Source organism: Sphingobacterium sp. NGMCC 1.201703 (genome assembly GCF_047784615.1).
Taxonomy (GTDB): Bacteria; Bacteroidota; Bacteroidia; order Sphingobacteriales; family Sphingobacteriaceae; genus Sphingobacterium.
In genome coordinates this window covers 257733-274643 of record NZ_JBLOHD010000004.1, presented here as the reverse complement: position 1 = coordinate 274643, position 16911 = coordinate 257733, and the positions used below count along the sequence as shown (strand labels likewise).

General features: G+C 35.1%; 12 protein-coding genes. 6 read left to right on the top strand and 6 right to left on the bottom strand.

Annotation, left to right across the window (positions count from 1 at the left end):
* Positions 1-459 precede the first annotated feature (459 nt).
* The gene (locus tag ACK8HY_RS09565; RefSeq protein WP_416133484.1) at positions 460-1473 is read right to left on the bottom strand and encodes a nucleotidyl transferase AbiEii/AbiGii toxin family protein; all 1014 of its coding nucleotides are present in this window, start codon (positions 1471-1473) and stop codon (positions 460-462) included.
* A 138-nt stretch (positions 1474-1611) separates the two neighbouring features.
* Between ACK8HY_RS09565 and ACK8HY_RS09560 the strand changes: the two genes are divergently transcribed.
* The 4 genes from ACK8HY_RS09560 to ACK8HY_RS09545 all read left to right on the top strand — a co-directional run bounded on the left by ACK8HY_RS09560 (position 1612) and on the right by ACK8HY_RS09545 (position 5792).
* A complete protein-coding gene (locus ACK8HY_RS09560) occupies positions 1612-2250 on the top strand; it encodes a hypothetical protein (RefSeq protein WP_416133483.1) in 639 nt (212 codons plus the stop codon).
* A 71-nt stretch (positions 2251-2321) separates the two neighbouring features.
* The gene (locus ACK8HY_RS09555) at positions 2322-2651 is read left to right on the top strand and encodes a nucleotide pyrophosphohydrolase (RefSeq protein WP_416133482.1); all 330 of its coding nucleotides are present in this window, start codon (positions 2322-2324) and stop codon (positions 2649-2651) included.
* Positions 2652-2667: 16 nt separating this feature from the next.
* Positions 2668-4389, top strand: coding sequence for a DNA/RNA helicase domain-containing protein (locus tag ACK8HY_RS09550; protein WP_416133481.1), 1722 nt, complete (start codon positions 2668-2670; stop codon positions 4387-4389).
* A 455-nt stretch (positions 4390-4844) separates the two neighbouring features.
* Positions 4845-5792, top strand: coding sequence for a hypothetical protein (locus ACK8HY_RS09545; RefSeq protein WP_416133480.1), 948 nt, complete (start codon positions 4845-4847; stop codon positions 5790-5792).
* A 109-nt stretch (positions 5793-5901) separates the two neighbouring features.
* On the opposite strand, the gene ACK8HY_RS09540 is transcribed toward ACK8HY_RS09545, so the two are convergent.
* The 5 genes from ACK8HY_RS09540 to ACK8HY_RS09520 form a co-directional block, all read right to left on the bottom strand.
* Positions 5902-6810 (bottom strand): DNA adenine methylase, encoded by a 909-nt coding sequence (locus ACK8HY_RS09540; RefSeq protein WP_416133479.1) that lies wholly within the window; start codon positions 6808-6810, stop codon positions 5902-5904.
* Between the two features lies 1 nt (position 6811).
* The gene (locus tag ACK8HY_RS09535) at positions 6812-8323 is read right to left on the bottom strand and encodes a hypothetical protein (protein WP_416133478.1); all 1512 of its coding nucleotides are present in this window, start codon (positions 8321-8323) and stop codon (positions 6812-6814) included.
* 379 nt (positions 8324-8702) lie between these two features.
* The gene (locus ACK8HY_RS09530; RefSeq protein WP_416133477.1) at positions 8703-8921 is read right to left on the bottom strand and encodes a hypothetical protein; all 219 of its coding nucleotides are present in this window, start codon (positions 8919-8921) and stop codon (positions 8703-8705) included.
* A 12-nt stretch (positions 8922-8933) separates the two neighbouring features.
* Positions 8934-10139 (bottom strand): AbiH family protein, encoded by a 1206-nt coding sequence (locus ACK8HY_RS09525; RefSeq protein WP_416133476.1) that lies wholly within the window; start codon positions 10137-10139, stop codon positions 8934-8936.
* Positions 10140-10436: 297 nt separating this feature from the next.
* Positions 10437-10784: a hypothetical protein gene (locus tag ACK8HY_RS09520; protein ID WP_416133475.1), complete on the bottom strand. Its 348-nt coding sequence runs from the start codon at positions 10782-10784 to the stop codon at positions 10437-10439.
* 694 nt (positions 10785-11478) lie between these two features.
* On the opposite strand from ACK8HY_RS09520, the gene ACK8HY_RS09515 reads away from it, so the two are divergent.
* Both ACK8HY_RS09515 and ACK8HY_RS09510 read left to right on the top strand, forming a co-directional pair.
* The gene (locus ACK8HY_RS09515; protein ID WP_416133474.1) at positions 11479-13689 is read left to right on the top strand and encodes a TlpA family protein disulfide reductase; all 2211 of its coding nucleotides are present in this window, start codon (positions 11479-11481) and stop codon (positions 13687-13689) included.
* Positions 13689-16901 (top strand): SusC/RagA family TonB-linked outer membrane protein, encoded by a 3213-nt coding sequence (locus ACK8HY_RS09510; protein ID WP_416133473.1) that lies wholly within the window; start codon positions 13689-13691, stop codon positions 16899-16901. The genes ACK8HY_RS09515 and ACK8HY_RS09510 overlap by 1 nt, the downstream gene beginning before the upstream one ends.
* The last annotated feature ends 10 nt before the right edge of the window (positions 16902-16911 follow it).

Genomic DNA, 16911 nt, shown 5'->3' with positions numbered 1-16911 from the left:
TGTTTTGTGCTGATTAATTGTTTGATGAATGTTATGTTTGTGTAGAGTTTAAAAGAACAATATTTCAAATCTTAATTTTTTATTTTATGTGGAGTTTAATATTATACTTATTATTCGGTATTGGTCAGCCCGCCAAAACACATTCAGCATCCGATAACATCACCGTTTATTCAGAGACTGATGATGGAGATGGCGGGGAAACTAGCACACCAATTCCACCTCGCCCAACGAACCCTTAAAAACCTTATGTGGAGTTTACTCTTTACTTCTTTTCTGGAATTGCACCCCTATCTTATACTGAATCAAGTGTCTGGCTAGCTGTCGTGCAAACAACATATATTGATCAACCTCTAGTACCTGTTGACATGGAGGTGAGACAGTATATACACTGAGAAAATAAGATAATTGCTAAAGCTATATGTTATAATATAGCTTTAGCTTTTTTCGATTGTTAAATCACTATTTAAGAATTAATATATCCCAGCACATTTCCTTCAATCTGTTTTTGATTAAAAATAGTGTCTCTAAAATCTGAACATCAGGAGGAAGCGATTCATAGACAGTAGTACTAAATTTAGTATTGTAAACTTGGCTAAGATGGGAACTCCAGTTTTCGTTCAACTTATTGAAAAATACACTTTCCACAGGGTGGTATTTGAGCCAATGATTGTTATTTCTCAAACTTTTCGCATCTCTATAGGCTACATTAATCATCATTTTAAAAAACTCCTCAGATTGAAGAAAAAGCTGAAATCTCTCATATTGTAATAATTGATAGAGGTCATAAGTATGTTTGACCTTTTTGCTTAGATCATATATTGGATCTTCCGAATAGGAGAAGCGAACGAGACTCATGATTTTTTCACAGAATGTTCTAAACGGATCTAGTACATTCATCTTAAATGGAAATAGCTTAAATTGATCAATTATAATATTTTGGCCAAGCTCAGCTAGCGTGTCGCCAATAAAGGAATTTAATGAACAACTGCTATATGGCTTGAATTCGCCTAACCAGCTATAATCGATAATGACAAGATTATTTTCTGGGCAATAGTCGTCATCATTAAATTTAAAATAAGAATGGGCAGTTTTACGATTCATTCCCATTTTTCTTGTTAAGCCTTCTATTGGAATTTCAGGAATCTCCTTAGAAATGATGTTACCTATTCTTTTTAATTTAGATTTTAATCTACTGTCTGTTTCTCCTTCCTTCCTCGCAATCACAAAATCGATGTCGTCAGGAATTCTTTTAATGAGCTGGAAACATTTTGTTAAGGCCGTTCCACCTTTTAATATGATATTGTCAGCTAAAGGGTCTTGTTGGATTGTATGTAGTGCGAAGACTTGCCAATAATCTCTTTCAATGTAGCTGGATTGTATGTTGAGTAGATTTGCTGTTACATTGATTAAATCAGTAAATAATGGAAGATTTTTGTGTAGAAGCATAACAAGAAAAATGTAATTCGTAATCATTTCATATAGTGCTAATTCAAGAGAATCACTGGAATTAGCGCTATGAACAATTATTTTTTTGGTTATATTGAGACCATATAGCCTGTTTTTGTAATAAATAACCGTATTTCAAATTCTAATTTAACCGATAATATTATTATGCAGCGTAAATCTATTTTTAGTTATTGTGATCTGATAGCCAACTTGCCTGTTGATGAACAAGCCTTCGATGTGAAGGCAAGCAATTGGGTAAAACAATTGGAGGATCACGATTTTATAAAATTGTTCGGAGATAATCCAGTTATAACCTTAAGTAGACGTGATATTAAAGAAACAACTGAAATTGATCTAGTCGTTCTTAAGACAATTTTATGGGGATATTCGTCTGGTATGAGAGGGAATCATTTCTTTAACATATACAAAGGTCAGATGGAGTCGATATGTACTATTTTAAGGAAGATTGAAAACCCATGTTCCCCTGAAGCATTTGAAGAGGCTCACAAAGAGCTTAGGAAAATTAAAAGTTTGGGTTTGTCAACCTATTCAAAACTTTTATATTTTCTAGGAGTATCATTGTTTGGAGCAGGTTCCGCACTAATTTTGGACGAAAGAATTATCCGTATTTTCAAAAGCCAAAAATTTGAAGAGTTTAATAGCTTTAATAGGATTTCGATAGAAAACGGTTATCGCTACTACTTAAATTATATCCAAAGGATACATGAACTTGCAACACAAATGCAAGTTAAAGAGGATCAAATAGAACTATTTCTTTTTACCTTTGGCAATAACCTTAAATAATCGCCCTTTTATTCCTAAACAATATTTCGGATATTTGGACAAAGGCCAGTTTTTAGTTAAAAGATTTTACAATGTCGGATATTCAGCAGTTAATAGCACAGATCAGAGCATTCAGGGATGCAAGAGATTGGGAGCAGTTTCACAATTCCAAAGATCTTGCAGTCGCATTGAGCATTGAAGCTTCGGAGCTCCTCGAGCTTTTCCTGTGGAAAGGCAATGAAGATGCCAATCCTGATAAGTTGAAGAACGAGCTCGCCGATGTACTGATGTATGCGCTATTGTTGGCCGATAAGCATGGACTTGATGTCAGGCAGATCGTTGAGGACAAGATGAAACTCAATAACGAAAAATACCCAGTCGAAAAAGCCAAGGGAACCGCAAAAAAATACAACGAATTGTAGCATTAGATCATTATTTATGAATCCAATTAAGTTAGAGGATATCGAGATATTGAAAGTCGATAGAAGCGGTAAATTCAACAATTTGAATGATAGTGACCTTGATTTCTACAACAGTGCACTGGTTTATATTCTCAATGATAAAAAATCTATTTATATCGGGGAGACTGTCAATGTTCTGAATCGTTTTGCAAATCATAATGGTAATGAGGTTAAGAAGCTGTTGTTAAATAGACATGTTATCCATTCAAACTTTTTTAATAAGTCTGTTACCCTACATCTGGAGTCTTTTTTGATTAATCTTTTTTCCGCTGTTAAACCGTTAAAACTACTCAATATAAATTTACACAACTCTGGGCATTCTTATTACGGTAAGAAAGCTTACGAAGAGTTATTTCCCGCTATTTGGGCCAAGCTTGAAGAGCTTAAGATTGCAAAGACATCTTTTGAAGAGATCATCAACAGCAATATCTTCAAGTATTCTCCCTATAAGAGCTTAAATAGAGACCAACAAGCTGCGGTCATAGCGATACTTGAAAGTCTGACATCAGATAAAAAGGGCATACTCATCCAGGGAAATGCCGGGACAGGTAAGACGGTGATTGCGACTTATGTTATTAAGCTTTTGACGACCCCCATTCGATATTTCGAACAATTCGAGATGGAGGATGAATTCTCTGAACAGGTATATAGTCTGCTGAAACAGTTTCGTCTACAAAATGGAATAGATGAAAGCAACGAAGATAAATTGAAAGACGAGATAGCTATCGTTATTTCAATGACTTCCTTGCGAGGGACTATCCGCACCGTTTTTAGGCATATAGATCAGTTGGAACCAAAGATGGTTATTTCGCCAACCGATATCTCTAAGCGGAAATATAGAATTGTACTGGTTGATGAAGCTCATCGCTTAAGGCAGCGTAAAAATTTATCCGGCTATGGTGATTTTGACAAGAGCAATGCGCGTCTGGGATTAGAAAAATTTAAAGGAACAGAATTGGATTGGGTTATAAATCAATCTGACCGTCAGGTTTTCTTTTACGATAGAAACCAATCTATCCGTCCATCAGATATAGCAGATGTGCGGTTTGAAGCATTGGAGAAATCTAATCAGTATAGTAACTTTCAACTACACACTCAAATCCGCTCTAAAGGAGGGAATCTATTTACTGATTTTGTAAACAGGCTTTTTGCTCTAGAGTTGGCAGAGGGAGAGACTTTTGAATCTGATGAATTTGAGTTCAAGCTTTTTGACAGTTTTGTTGAGATGAGAAATCAGATTCAGGAGAAAAATAAAAAAGATGGGTTAGCCCGTTTAGTCGCTGGCTTTAGCTGGAAATATAAAACCAAAGCTAAGAAAAATAGACTTCTATATGATATGGAGATTGAGGACGTCAATTTGCGATGGAATTCAACAGGAAAGGACTGGATCAATTCTAAAAATGCGATTGATGAAGTTGGAAGTATCCATACGGTTTTTGGGGCCGATCTTAATTACATTGCTATCGTGTTTGGAGAGGAGATCGATTATGATCCCGTTCAAGATAGGATTTTTATTATTCGTGATAAATACCAGGATGCAAATGGTAAAAATAGTACCGATGATAGTACCTTGGATTTTTATGTGAAAAATATTTACAAGACTATGATATTTAGAGCTATCAATGGTGTTTATCTCTATACTAGTAACCCTAATTTTAAGGCCTATCTGCAACGTTATGTAACGAAGGCTGAAAAGTAGATTATCCATAACCGAAGAAATACGTAACAAGGTATTTAACATAAATGGACAATAGATTTCCGTTATTATTCTTTTTTAGATACGCATTACACTTGCGTAGTTTCAATATGAGACACTGTTTCTAATTGCTTGAAACACATTTAAAACATCCTCCAGCTAATAATTGTATTTTTTTTTGTTTTTTTTTAAATAGCGTAAATGCTTTGCGTATTACGATTGGAATTTTGTTTCCATATGTTAAAGCAAAAATTTAAGGTATTCTTGGATCCAAGGGAGCCAAAATACTATTTAAAGACAAGTTCTATAAAAGATTATAATATTTATGCTTCAATAGAATTCAAACATCATGGCTCTATTTCGGGAGGAGTTATCGATTGTAATTCACCTGTAAGACAACTTACGAATTCGAGAGCATCTGAGGGGAAATTTACATTTGAAAGAAAGGGAGAAGGACAATGGGCAGAGTAATTAACGCACTTCCCCACTTGGAAGGATTGTTAAGTGAAGGAGAAAGTTTTATAATTGGTTTTGGAACCAAATCATTGACGACAGAAGCGATCCACTATAGAGATCTAGGTGAATTGGTTAAGGGCAATATCGATGATTTACTCGTAAGGGGTAAGAAGGGGTATCTCAAAGAAAACATATTTGGGAAATTTGTAAGAAAACAACCTGAAAATAAGCAAACTGTAAACAAGCACATTAAATACACAAGGAAAGATGGTCGTTTGATTGAATATGACAGAGTATTTGAAGTATGGGAAAAGGAGTTGCTCCATAAATTTGGGCTTATACTTTATAAAGGACGCTCGCCACAAGATGAAGTAATTCTACATTTTCCTAAAATGATATTTAATTCTAACGATGAGATGGTATTGTTGAGAGCCAAAGCTGCAATGAATATAGCTTCGGCTCTTGGAGGATATTTCCAAATTTATAATTTAAACTTAGAGCCTGTTCTAAAGGTAACTGCTACTTTTGATAGAAAGATATTAGCGAAAGGGGTTGGTGGAATCTCAAATAAGCTTGAGCAGATTCAACAAGAGTTTTTCGGAGGTAATCGTACTAAAGATAACTCAGGGAATAGTTATAGATTTTCTGTTTTAAAAGATTATAACGTAACGGATATTTATGATGGAGAAGGAGGATTTAATGAATATTTTCATTTTGAATTTGCTTCTGATAATATAGTTCTTTTAGAAAATCTAAGAAGTGGAAATGCAACTTATATTTTTGATCTATCTAAATATGACAAGAATTTTGTTTTGGACAAATCGAATGCGAAGTTGCATCCTGCCTTTTTGAAAAGAGTTATTCATCATAATTTAGAAAATTGGAAAATTGTTTTATCCAATTATTTGATAACAAAAAAAGATGACGATGAAACTCTATTAGTTAGTTGATTTGGATGGAGAGAGGAGAGCTTATTGCTCTCCCTCCTTTGATAGCGGAATTCAGAGCTTGTTAAGGGACAATAAATTTATATTTTGGAATAGTGAAAAAGATAAGATATTAGGTGTAAATTATCTCCTTTTTATTTTGTTTCACTGTAATTCTAAAATTAATTGGATTATAGTTGTCAATTTGTGGCTGCTGTATACCCTCACTAAAAAAAAGAATCTCTTTACCGGCCTTTGCAGTACCAGCAGAATGGTTAAAACTATATTTTTTTGTAGGAAAATTCATGTATAGTTTTTCTATATTTTCATTGTCATCGTATGATACCAGCCAATGTACATTTTTTATATTCTTTATTTTCTCACTAACTTCCTTGTGATGTTCATCTAAATAGTGATTCATATAGAGCTGATCCGCTTTTAAATAATATGGGGGATCGAAATAAAATATTGTACCATTATCTATACAAGACTGCTCTTGGATTTGATCAATTAAATCAATAGCATCAGAATTATATAAATCAATATATTCGGAAAATTTAGCTATTTTTCTAATTCTCTGTTTAATTTCGTCTTTATTAAATCTACAATCGATTTTATAATTTCCATTTTGATTTACCCCCCCAATCACGCCACCTTTAATAATTCCTGATCTGTTTGTTCTGTTTAAAAATAATGTGGAAAAACCTAATGTTAATAAATCAATATTTTCCTTTTCTTTTTCCTTTTGAATTTTTTTTTGGATATGCCAGTTTTCAATTGAAATATTGGTATTGTCAATTAGGTTGCAGAGATCTTCGCTTTGATATTTTACAGAGTGCCAAAATGCATAGATTGATCTGTCTTTATCATTGATTGTTATTTTTTCAACATATCCTTCAAGTAGTAAGAATAATGCTACAGATGCTCCGCCGGCATATGGTTCTACATAATGACGGTGAATGTTATTGTCCATACAAATTTTAGCAAGGAAAGCTGAGAGCCTATTTTTTCCTCCTGGGTATCTTAATGGTGAGTAAAACATTCTATTTTATTTTTGATGTGTCGAGCGAAGATAATAAATCGGCAGTATCTTGTAACATAAATTCTATTAATTCTATTAAATTGTTCTTTAGTTGATCAGCTGAAAGAGTCGTTCCCGCTACCCTATAATTATGGATTACTGTGTGCATTTTCTCAAATTCAAAACTTGTAAAAGCTTGTGAAGTCCCAGGATTTGTGATGAGATCAATGAACTTTTTGTTCATCTCCTCAAAGTTTGTATACGGTTTTCTGGAATATGCCGATCCAAAATGTCCGCTATTTTTTAATAAAATGTTTTTTGATTTAGTATTTTCTACAACATATTTTAAAATGCATTCATATAACACTCTAGCCATCGCAATTTTTGCATTAGGAAATGAAGTACTATCCAAATCAAAATATTCATCGATTCTGGCTTTTAATCCAGGAGGTAGTTGTTTTCTTTTAATTTGGGGATATTTCTTAATAGAAACTCTCTTTGCTGGAGCAGTAGTCGCAGGTGTTTGGTTGTTGGATGGTGAAGTACTATTTGTATTATTGGTAGATGCACTACCGCTTTTAATTTGGCTAGAATTGTTATTTTGACCTGCCTCGTTATTATCAACTACAGTGTTTGGACTATTTGCATTATTACCATTTTGAACAGTTGAAGGTTGAATGGTTGGCTGAACTATTGGTTGTATAATAGGTGCCGGATATGCATCGAATCCATACGGTTTAAGTAATTTAATAAAGTCTTTATTATTATCGATATCGGATGTTTTCAAGGTTGGAAATGTTTCAATATACTTTACCAATGCTTTAATATATTTTTCAAACAAATTTTTGTTTGTGATCTCAATATTATAACTAGGAGAGTTCCTGAATCTATATCCACATAATTTTGAATCCCTAAAAAGCCGCTCATAAATAATTGTTTTCCCTCCTGTTTTCCCTCTTCCTCGCCTTAATTGAACTCGAAAAGTATCACCCCCATATTTCACAGCTTCTTTGTAAAAGGAACCTAGTTTAATAAAATCACCAGGTCGAGAATCTAAGCTATTCATTTCCTCTTGCTTGCCACTGTCGGCGAGATCTAGTATTTGTAACGCTTTTGCGATACGTTCCCAACTTCTAAATAGAGATGCAGAATGTTCTTCACTTATACGTGCTTTTAATTCATTCTCGTTTATATATTCGTAAACAGGAAGCTCTTTAAAAATAGTTTTTGGTTGATTGAGCTGGAATTTTCCAGGCATTTGAAGTGCTTTTACTGCTGCACAACGTCGATTACCATCTCGAACAATGTATTTTCCTTCAGAGTCTTTTATTACCCATAATGCTTTGTCCTCATAGAACTCATTTTTTTTAACAATGGCTTGAGCAATTTCTTCTGCAGCTTCATCATACAGTAAATATTCAATGAGATCTTCTTCTTTTTTACTTCCGTTATATAGTTCTCCAAAACGAGGGTTATTAACATCAAGTTTGAGGTCGTCTAAACTGATATATTTTAATATAGATCTTTTTTCCATAATTAACTGTTAATTTTTTTTGCAATTGTTGCTCTTTAAAATATCGGAAAATTAATAAATTTTGGTAGACAAATTACGAAGTACGATAATGGTTGTTCTGTTAAACTTAATGACTGAGTTTAAAAAGTTTCATAAAAATAATGTTACAATGTTTTCTGTAAGAAAATAAGGTCGCAATTTGTTCTTGATAATATGTGAAATCTAATATAGATAGACTTTTTGTCAAATACAAAATAAAAAAATTATAAAATCTATATAGGTAATAATAATAAATCATTGCAGAAAGCATTTCTGTAACGTATTTTATAGGATACTCTAAATGGAGGTTTAATTTAATAAAAATATAAAATTGTAGAAGTTTAAATTGCCTCCGTGACGACTACCATTGATGATTTCTTCTCGGACCACTTGTTATAAACATGGAACCATCTCCGCATTTTTCAATTGAGGATTTTAGAAATGTTTCTTTTACTTGTTTTAAACTGTCATTTAATAGGGTAGAGCATCGTATCTCATTGCCATCAATTTGCTCAATCACCCATTTTACGGATGGGTTTGACTTGTGGTAGATTTCATCTCCAATGTTAAAGTTTTCCATACTTATTTTTTTTTAATAAATGCGAATATTTTCTATACTTCTGACAGGAATATTTAATTTTAATTCCTTTTTTAGCTCTTCAGAGCTACTTTGTAAAAATACCAATTCTCCACTGCGTTGTTTCTTCATTATATCTGTACTTCCCCTAATTTCGATAAGATTTTTTATAATACTAAATCGAGAAGAATCACTATGATAAACTATGATAATTTTGCCTTTTGAGTGTTTTTTTTCAAGTGCTTCAATTCGATCGAAAACTTCATTTATATAAATTGCATCAGATTTATCTAATGAATGCCCCCAAAAAAAGAATTGATATAATTTATCTCTTCCCTCTATTTCATTAATAAATTTAAGATCAATGCCAAAATTTAATTTCTGGAAGTATTTCGTAAATGGAATCAAATTAGGGCCATCAATGGAGATATTTTCCCATTCATTTATACCTAAGACAATGTTGTTAGCTTCTAATTCACCATGAAGGAAACAGGTACTTGGCTTGTTTGATACTAATTTAGAAAAAGTTGGGGTATAATTAAAAGTAAAATGGTGAGTTATCTTTTGCAATAATATTCTCCTATCGTCTGATTTTAATAAATCATATAATGGTATTACTATTTCTCTTAAATATTCCTGAAATATATTTCTGAAAGTATTTAAATCATTTAAAATAGATGAAAACAAAATATCATTCTCAAAATCAACATGGAATTCATCGATTGATCTCAAAAAAATAGGATTTAATTGAGGAACCATAAAACTATTATTTAGGAAGATTTTAAAGTCTAATAGGGTCAGATAGATTTCATAGTTTTCTTTATGGAAATTTTCTTTATAGTAGATAATATCTGATTTAAAATATCTCCCGTTTTTTTGAAACGTTTCAGTTTTAATTTCACTAAGACTTGATTGAATAATTGATAATGCTTTTTCTATATATTTTTCGAAATCGATCCACGTATTAATTGTGAATATTCTAGATAGATAGTTAAACCACGTACTGCCTTGTAACCGTTTTTGGAAACTTTCAAAATCCTGAAAAGATGACCTTGGGACACTATCTGAAATTCGCAAGATAGAAATATCTTCTCGAAGATCATTCCAATCAAATTTGGAACTTTCCTTCAATTTCTTACAGATTTTTATAAAATCAGAATATCCTGTTGGTAAACCAAAACTCAAATCGAAACCGTTTCCCGTAATTAAAATTTTAGGCATAAATTCTTAAATAGTAGATAGTTTATATAGCGAAATTAATTTTGAATGAGCTCATCCGATGAAAAAGCTTTTTAAAATTTATAGGCTGGATGTCTTTTTTAATAATAGCTTCTTCTAAGATAGATAGACTTTTGTTGAAAAGCAAATCCTATAAGATATAATAATTAAATTAATTCGTCTTCCTCTGTCTCAGCATCCATTCATAAATTTCAGGTTTAGTTTCATATGGATATTGGAATTTGATGACCTTTGTGAATTTCTAATTTTTCATTTAATTAAGTCTTAATAACTAGTTGACTAGTCTTCATTTTTTGGCAACAGATGTGAAATATCTCTTTTAATATGGCTTTTTCTAGCTTCAGCAATTGCGACTTTTATTATTATCTCAACTTCTGTTTCTGTAATGTCGGATGTTATTAGGATATCATTTAATGTTAGTTGCTCAGGATTATGAAATCTCTTTATCATTGTATCATAACTCATATCAAGTGCAAATGGCATTCCTGTTGCATACGCTCCTGATACTTCTTTCATAGATTTTATATCATCCGTAGCAAAACGAGACTTAAGATTTCTTAGTGCATTCTGCAAAGCGTGTGGATTCACTCTTTTTTCTGATTTTGAAGTATTTCGTTTCTTAGCCATTGTATTATTGGTTTTAAGGCAAAGATGGGCGTATTCGTCTAGTAATCAGTCGATTATCATAATATTATTGATATATATCACAATTAATATGATATATAATTTTATATTTGTGTTTTTATTTTGTATTATTGTGATTGAAAACAAGTATTTTCTAATAATAATTTGATTTATACTGTTTTTGTGATTGAAAATTTGGTGTTTAAATCAAGAGTCTTGCGGCTATATTTCTGAGGACGCAACGCAAGGCAGCAGAATAAACACCCACATCTCCACTTATATGCTTATATTCGCATACTCTATATGGTAGATGTGGGCCTGCTGTAAATCCGTGTTGTGTAAAGCCTCAGAAACTTTAATTTAGCCACGGTATGTAGGCCCACATGTATTAATTAAAGCTGTCAGCCATTAGACTCATAACTATAAACGAGTTATGAAAAAACAAAAATCAAAGAACATCATTACGGCCCCTGAGTAGCTCGGCGACCAAAGTCATCCGATGACTTTCTTAGCTGCTGAAGACGTATCGAACCAATTATTAAATACTTGCAACTGTCATTTTAACGTCTTGCGCTTCCCGCATTTACAACAATTTTTTTATTTGTGACCTAAGCTAGGCTAAGGAACAAGAGGATACGTTTGTAGGTATCGATAAAAAATCCGAGTTAGCAGGTCACAGCCCTCAACACCTTTAAAAATGAACAGTTTTTACAAGGGTGGGAGTGAACTGCCTACTGTGAAAGTTTCCTCCTGCTCACACCGAATTAAATCCAAAAAATTAGGGCTTCTAGCCCTTAAATTAGTAGCGCTTTGCAGACTATATTTTACCAGCATAGATAAAGCACTCGTGAAGCACTCCCTAAGCACAGATATAGTACTATTTACGCAACAGTTGCGTAAACGATTAGAAAAAGGAAAAACCTGTTATCAAAGTGCTTGTCAACTGCTATATACTTACTTGATTAGTGGAAGTAGCATAACAGTTGAAAAGCTGGTACAAAAGCCTATAAAATCAAAGACTTTTTCTTCTGCCTTTTTCCTGACCAACTTCGCCCCAACTTCTGCCGTTCATGCATTCGGCCATCAGTCTTCCGTGGCTGTTCCTTTGGTTTTTCCCGAAGGTGACCCGAAGACCACCCGAAGAAATACCGAACAAAGGTGGGAAAATGGTAGAAGTTGGTCAGGTATTGGTTGGGTGATGGTTGACTATAGGTCGGCACAAGAAACACACAAGGTCGACTATAGCTTGACACAAGAAACACACAAGGTCGACTATAGCTTGACACAAGAAACACACAAGGTTGACTATAGGATGAGCCTAGCTTCACCCTTGTTAAGCACTTGTTATGCACAAGGAAGACACAAGAAATGCACAAGGGCTTTTCAGTCTAAAGAAAATTCTATTGTGACTCATGGAGTGGAATTGAAAGGGTTTGTTTTAAGCGGTTTTAAGTCGATCTGTGGGGTTCAGAGCTGTCAAGCTGATGCATTGCTCAGTTCGGTAGGTTTGATCGTACAGCGGGCTTTAAAATGCTTTTCATTCGTTGCAAGTCACGAACGTCTATATCGTATGATGTTGACATGCATAGTCTTAATGATGGTTTCTATGTTTAGTTTGTCAGCTCAGACGCCCCGCAGGGACAGCGGGGCCGATGGGCTTTCCAATCTTATGGCACTAAAACCAGGTGATAAGATCCCCGATACGGTATGGGAAATGCCCTTTGAGCTAAACTATTTCAATGGCAAAAAGAAAACGATTAAGTTTTCTGAACTGAAAGGCAAGGTGATCCTATTGGATTTTTGGTCTACAGGATGTGCAAGCTGTATTGAAGGTATCCCCAAAATGGAAATGATACAACAACGTTTTCAAGACGAGATATACATCTTAATGGTCAACAGCAAACGGAATAAGGACACAGCGCAGCGTATTAATAAACGATTTGAAAAATATAAACAGGATTTCAATTATACACCATCCTTGCCGACAATATTGGAAGATACATTCTTTACAACGCTATTTGAACATAACAGCCTGCCGACAATAGCGATCATTAATTCCGATGGGAAATTTGTTCTTAACTCGTTTGCAGGTTCCATAACGGAGGAGGGTATACGGGAATTGTTGAAAACAGGATCCTCGAATATGTTTATTGAAAAGTCGGCAATAAAAAATCTGAACCGATCAGATACACCGCCTTTAATCGATACAACGGGACTTCTATTTTGTTCCGTGATGTCTGGCTATCGGAAAAATTATCTTGGCGTATATCCCGCTGTGCAATACAAGAATGGTAATACACTGTTTCAGGTGGGGAATTATTTTCTAAATACTTGTTATCAGCTGGCCTTTCCAGATGTTTTTCGGGAGACTGAATTTAATCTTTTCGTTTTTGATCAGCAGATTGAAAAGGAATTTATCGATCTGTTGTACGACTTCAAAACCAGAAGGGGGCAATTTTGGTATCAACTTTATGTTCGCGATAGTATTCCTGAAAGCCATGCATTTAATTATTTTAGACAGGCATTACTCGAACGGTTTAATGTTGCGGCGGAGCGCAGAAATGATTCGGTCGATGCCTATATGCTCACACTCGAAGATACCAAATTGTTGGCAACAAAAGGGGGCATGCGCACCTATAGTGTCGATAAGGGGAACCAATCGTTGATTCTTCGAAATATACCCGTTAACGGGCTGGTCAATTTTATACGATCCGTATTAGATAAACCAGTTGTTTACAAAATAGATCGTGCTGAGAAAATTGACCTGGAATTGCCAGGTAGCTTCCTCGATTTACCAGTTGTTCAGAAAATAGCCATATTAAAGACATATGGCATTCATCTCAAGGCAGCGACATACAATGGCGTATACCCTTATTTCTACCCAGTATCCACCCAACATACGAGATAATGAAATTTATATTATTAACGCTCTTTATCGGCGTGTTTTTTTTCTCGGGCAAGGCTCAGGAAAAGAGGTGGATACATGGGGTTGTTCTTTCTGCAAAAGATAAAAAGGAACTGATCGGAGCCACAATTAAGAATAAAAGATCGGGGAGTCAGGTGGTAACTACAACACAAGGTAGATTTTCTATTCCGATGACAGGCGGACAGGATTCGCTTTTGATCAGTTGTGTTGGATATATAGACAGAACTTTTGCAGCGGGTTTCTTCGAAAAGAATAACACAATAAGCTTACAGCTTAAAGAGAACTATCTTGATGAAGTTGTTGTCAATACGGGCTATCAAACAATAAAAGCCAACGAGGTCACTGGAGCAATAGATGTCGTAGATAATAAAATGCTCAATCAACAAGTAGGTATCAATATACTCCACCGGCTCAATAATATGACTACCGCCGTACGTTTTGACAACCAGCCTATCCAGAATGCAGACCTGCAGAAACTGAATATTTCGGTAAGAGGATTGAGTACGATCAATGGGAATCTGGATCCGCTCATTGTACTGGATGGTTTTATATACGAGGGGAATATTGCCAATATTGACCCAAATAATATTGAAAGTGTTTCCATTTTGAAAGATGCTGCCGCAAGTGCAATATGGGGAGCCCGTGCTGGAAACGGTGTAATTGTAATTACGTCAAAAAAAGGAGCCTTTGCCGCGGAACAAAAAACGAAAATAACGTTGGCAAATACGCTCATCTGGAGAGAAAATAGTGATCTAACGAAAATCTATCAGTTAAAAAATAATGATTTTATAGCGCTTGAGAAGTTCCTTTTTGAAAAGGGATATTACGATTCGCGCTTGCTGTATCAGCCCTATAGCGCACAGACTCCTATCGTCTATATCTTGGATGCTCGTAGGCGAAATTTGATCTCAACCGCAGATTCTGCAGCTGCGATCAATAAACTTATGGAGCAGAATGGTAGACAGAACTATATGGATGCTTTTTATAATGTTCCATTTGTTAATCAGCATGCCTTAAATATTTCGGGTGGCGGACTTCGAAACTCATATGGCTTTGGTATTGGATATACAGGCGATAGATCCGAGTTGGATGCTTTTAATCGAAAAGTTAATATTCAGCTGTCAAATAGTTTTAGGCCTACGGAAAAAATTCAGCTCGACCTTCAGGCTGTATTTATCAATCATAACTTAAAGAAAGGGAAACCTGATCTTTCATCGTTGGGGTATGGAAGTTACCAGGCACCGTATGTTCAGTTTCTGGATGAAAATGGAAAAGAAATTCCATTCGAAAAGGACTTTAGAAGTAGTTATATGGTAGAAAACTTTAATAATGGTTTCCAAAGTTGGGACTATTTTCCGCTGTCTGACCACAAATATGCGACTGAGGTTAAACAGATCAATGAGTGGTTTTCGAGCCTGAATCTAAAGTATAAAATACTGCCTTTCGTCCATCTGAACCTAGGCGGTCAGATTCAGCAGCAACGTACCGAAAATAACGTGCTGAATACCTTGGAAAGCTATGAGGCACGAAAAATGATCAATCAGTTTACTGAGCTAGGAACGGGTACCGAGCCAACTAAGTATAATATCCCGCTTGGTGGAATAAAACGTTATTCCGCTGTCGTGGGGCGGTCTTATACCTTGCGTGGACAGGTGGATCTGAACAAGTCCCTGGGCAGGCACTTGGTTGTCGGAATTCTTGGTGCGGAACTGAGAGAGAATCTGTCGAATACCAATAGCTATACTGCATATGGATACAGCGAGCTTCCGATGCGCAATACGCCTGTGGATTTTACCAACCTTTTTCCTACAATCCCTGATAATGGAATGCAGGGTATCCCTGGTCAACCTGAATTTTATAAAAATGTGAATCGTTTTGTCTCACTTTATGGCAACATAAGTGATCGCTTTTTAGACCGTTACGGAATATCCATGAGCCTGCGCAAGGATGGAGCGAATATTTTCGGTGCTGCCACCAATGATAAATGGTCTCCGCTTTGGTCGATGGGATTCTCTTGGGATTTATATAAAGAACCCTTTTTTAAGCTGACTTTGGTTGATTACCTAAAATTGAGGGCAACGTATGGAACAAGTGGAAATGTTGATCTGCGCAGGTCTCCCGATCCAATCGCCTATATAGGAAATGGCACCTATACCAACTATCCGATGTTTCAAATCAGTACATTAAACGATCCGTCCTTAAAATGGGAAAGGGTAGCAACAAGTAATCTTGGACTCGATTTTTCAATTTTAAAAACACGCATCTCAGGCCGCATTGATTATTATGTAAAAAAAGGTAAGGATTTGTATGGCCTTAGTGAATATGATTATACGACTTGGGGCTTACAGGGGACTGTTGTTAAAAACGTAGCGGCCATGAGAGGCAAGGGGTTTGACATAGAATTGAATTCAAAAAATATCAATGGTAAATTCAATTGGGATACCCGCCTAATGATCAGCTTGAATCGGAACAAAACTACGCAATACTATAATAGGCAAAATAGCGTGACCTCATTTCTTTCCGATGGAAATGTAATTACACCCATTATTGGAAAACCCCTGAATGCATTAGCAGGATATAAATGGATGGGGCTCAATGACCAGGGAGAGGGGCAGGGCCTGTTAAATGGACAGCTAAGTACAGACTATGCGGCGATACGTAATCAGGCGAATGCATTTCAGGAGGCCAATGAGAGCATAGTCTATTTTGGATCGTCCAAATCGCAGGTGTTCGGTAATATCATCAATACTTTTAACTGGCAGAAATTGCTTCTATCCTTCAATATCAGTTACAAAGGGGATTATTACTTTAGAAAGCCCGTTACTTCTTACGCTGGACTTATTGGGAGTGGTACTGCTTTTCCAGACTTTGAGCAGCGTTGGCAAAAAAAAGGTGATGAAATGCACACACAGGTTCCGGGCATGATCTACCCCGTTAAATCTGGTGCTGATGCATTTTATCAATATGCGGATATCAATGTCTTTCATGGAGATCACATGCGGTTGGAATATATTTCACTAACATGGCAACAGAAATATACTAAAGGAGATAGGCCATTTAATATGGGGGTGTCAGTCAATGTGTCCAATCTTGGAATAATTTGGCGTGCAAATAAGTTGGGTATTGACCCTGAATTCCCTTATCGGTTAAGTCCACCAAAGGTTTTTTCACTGGGACTAAAAATTGATTATTAATCTATGATAA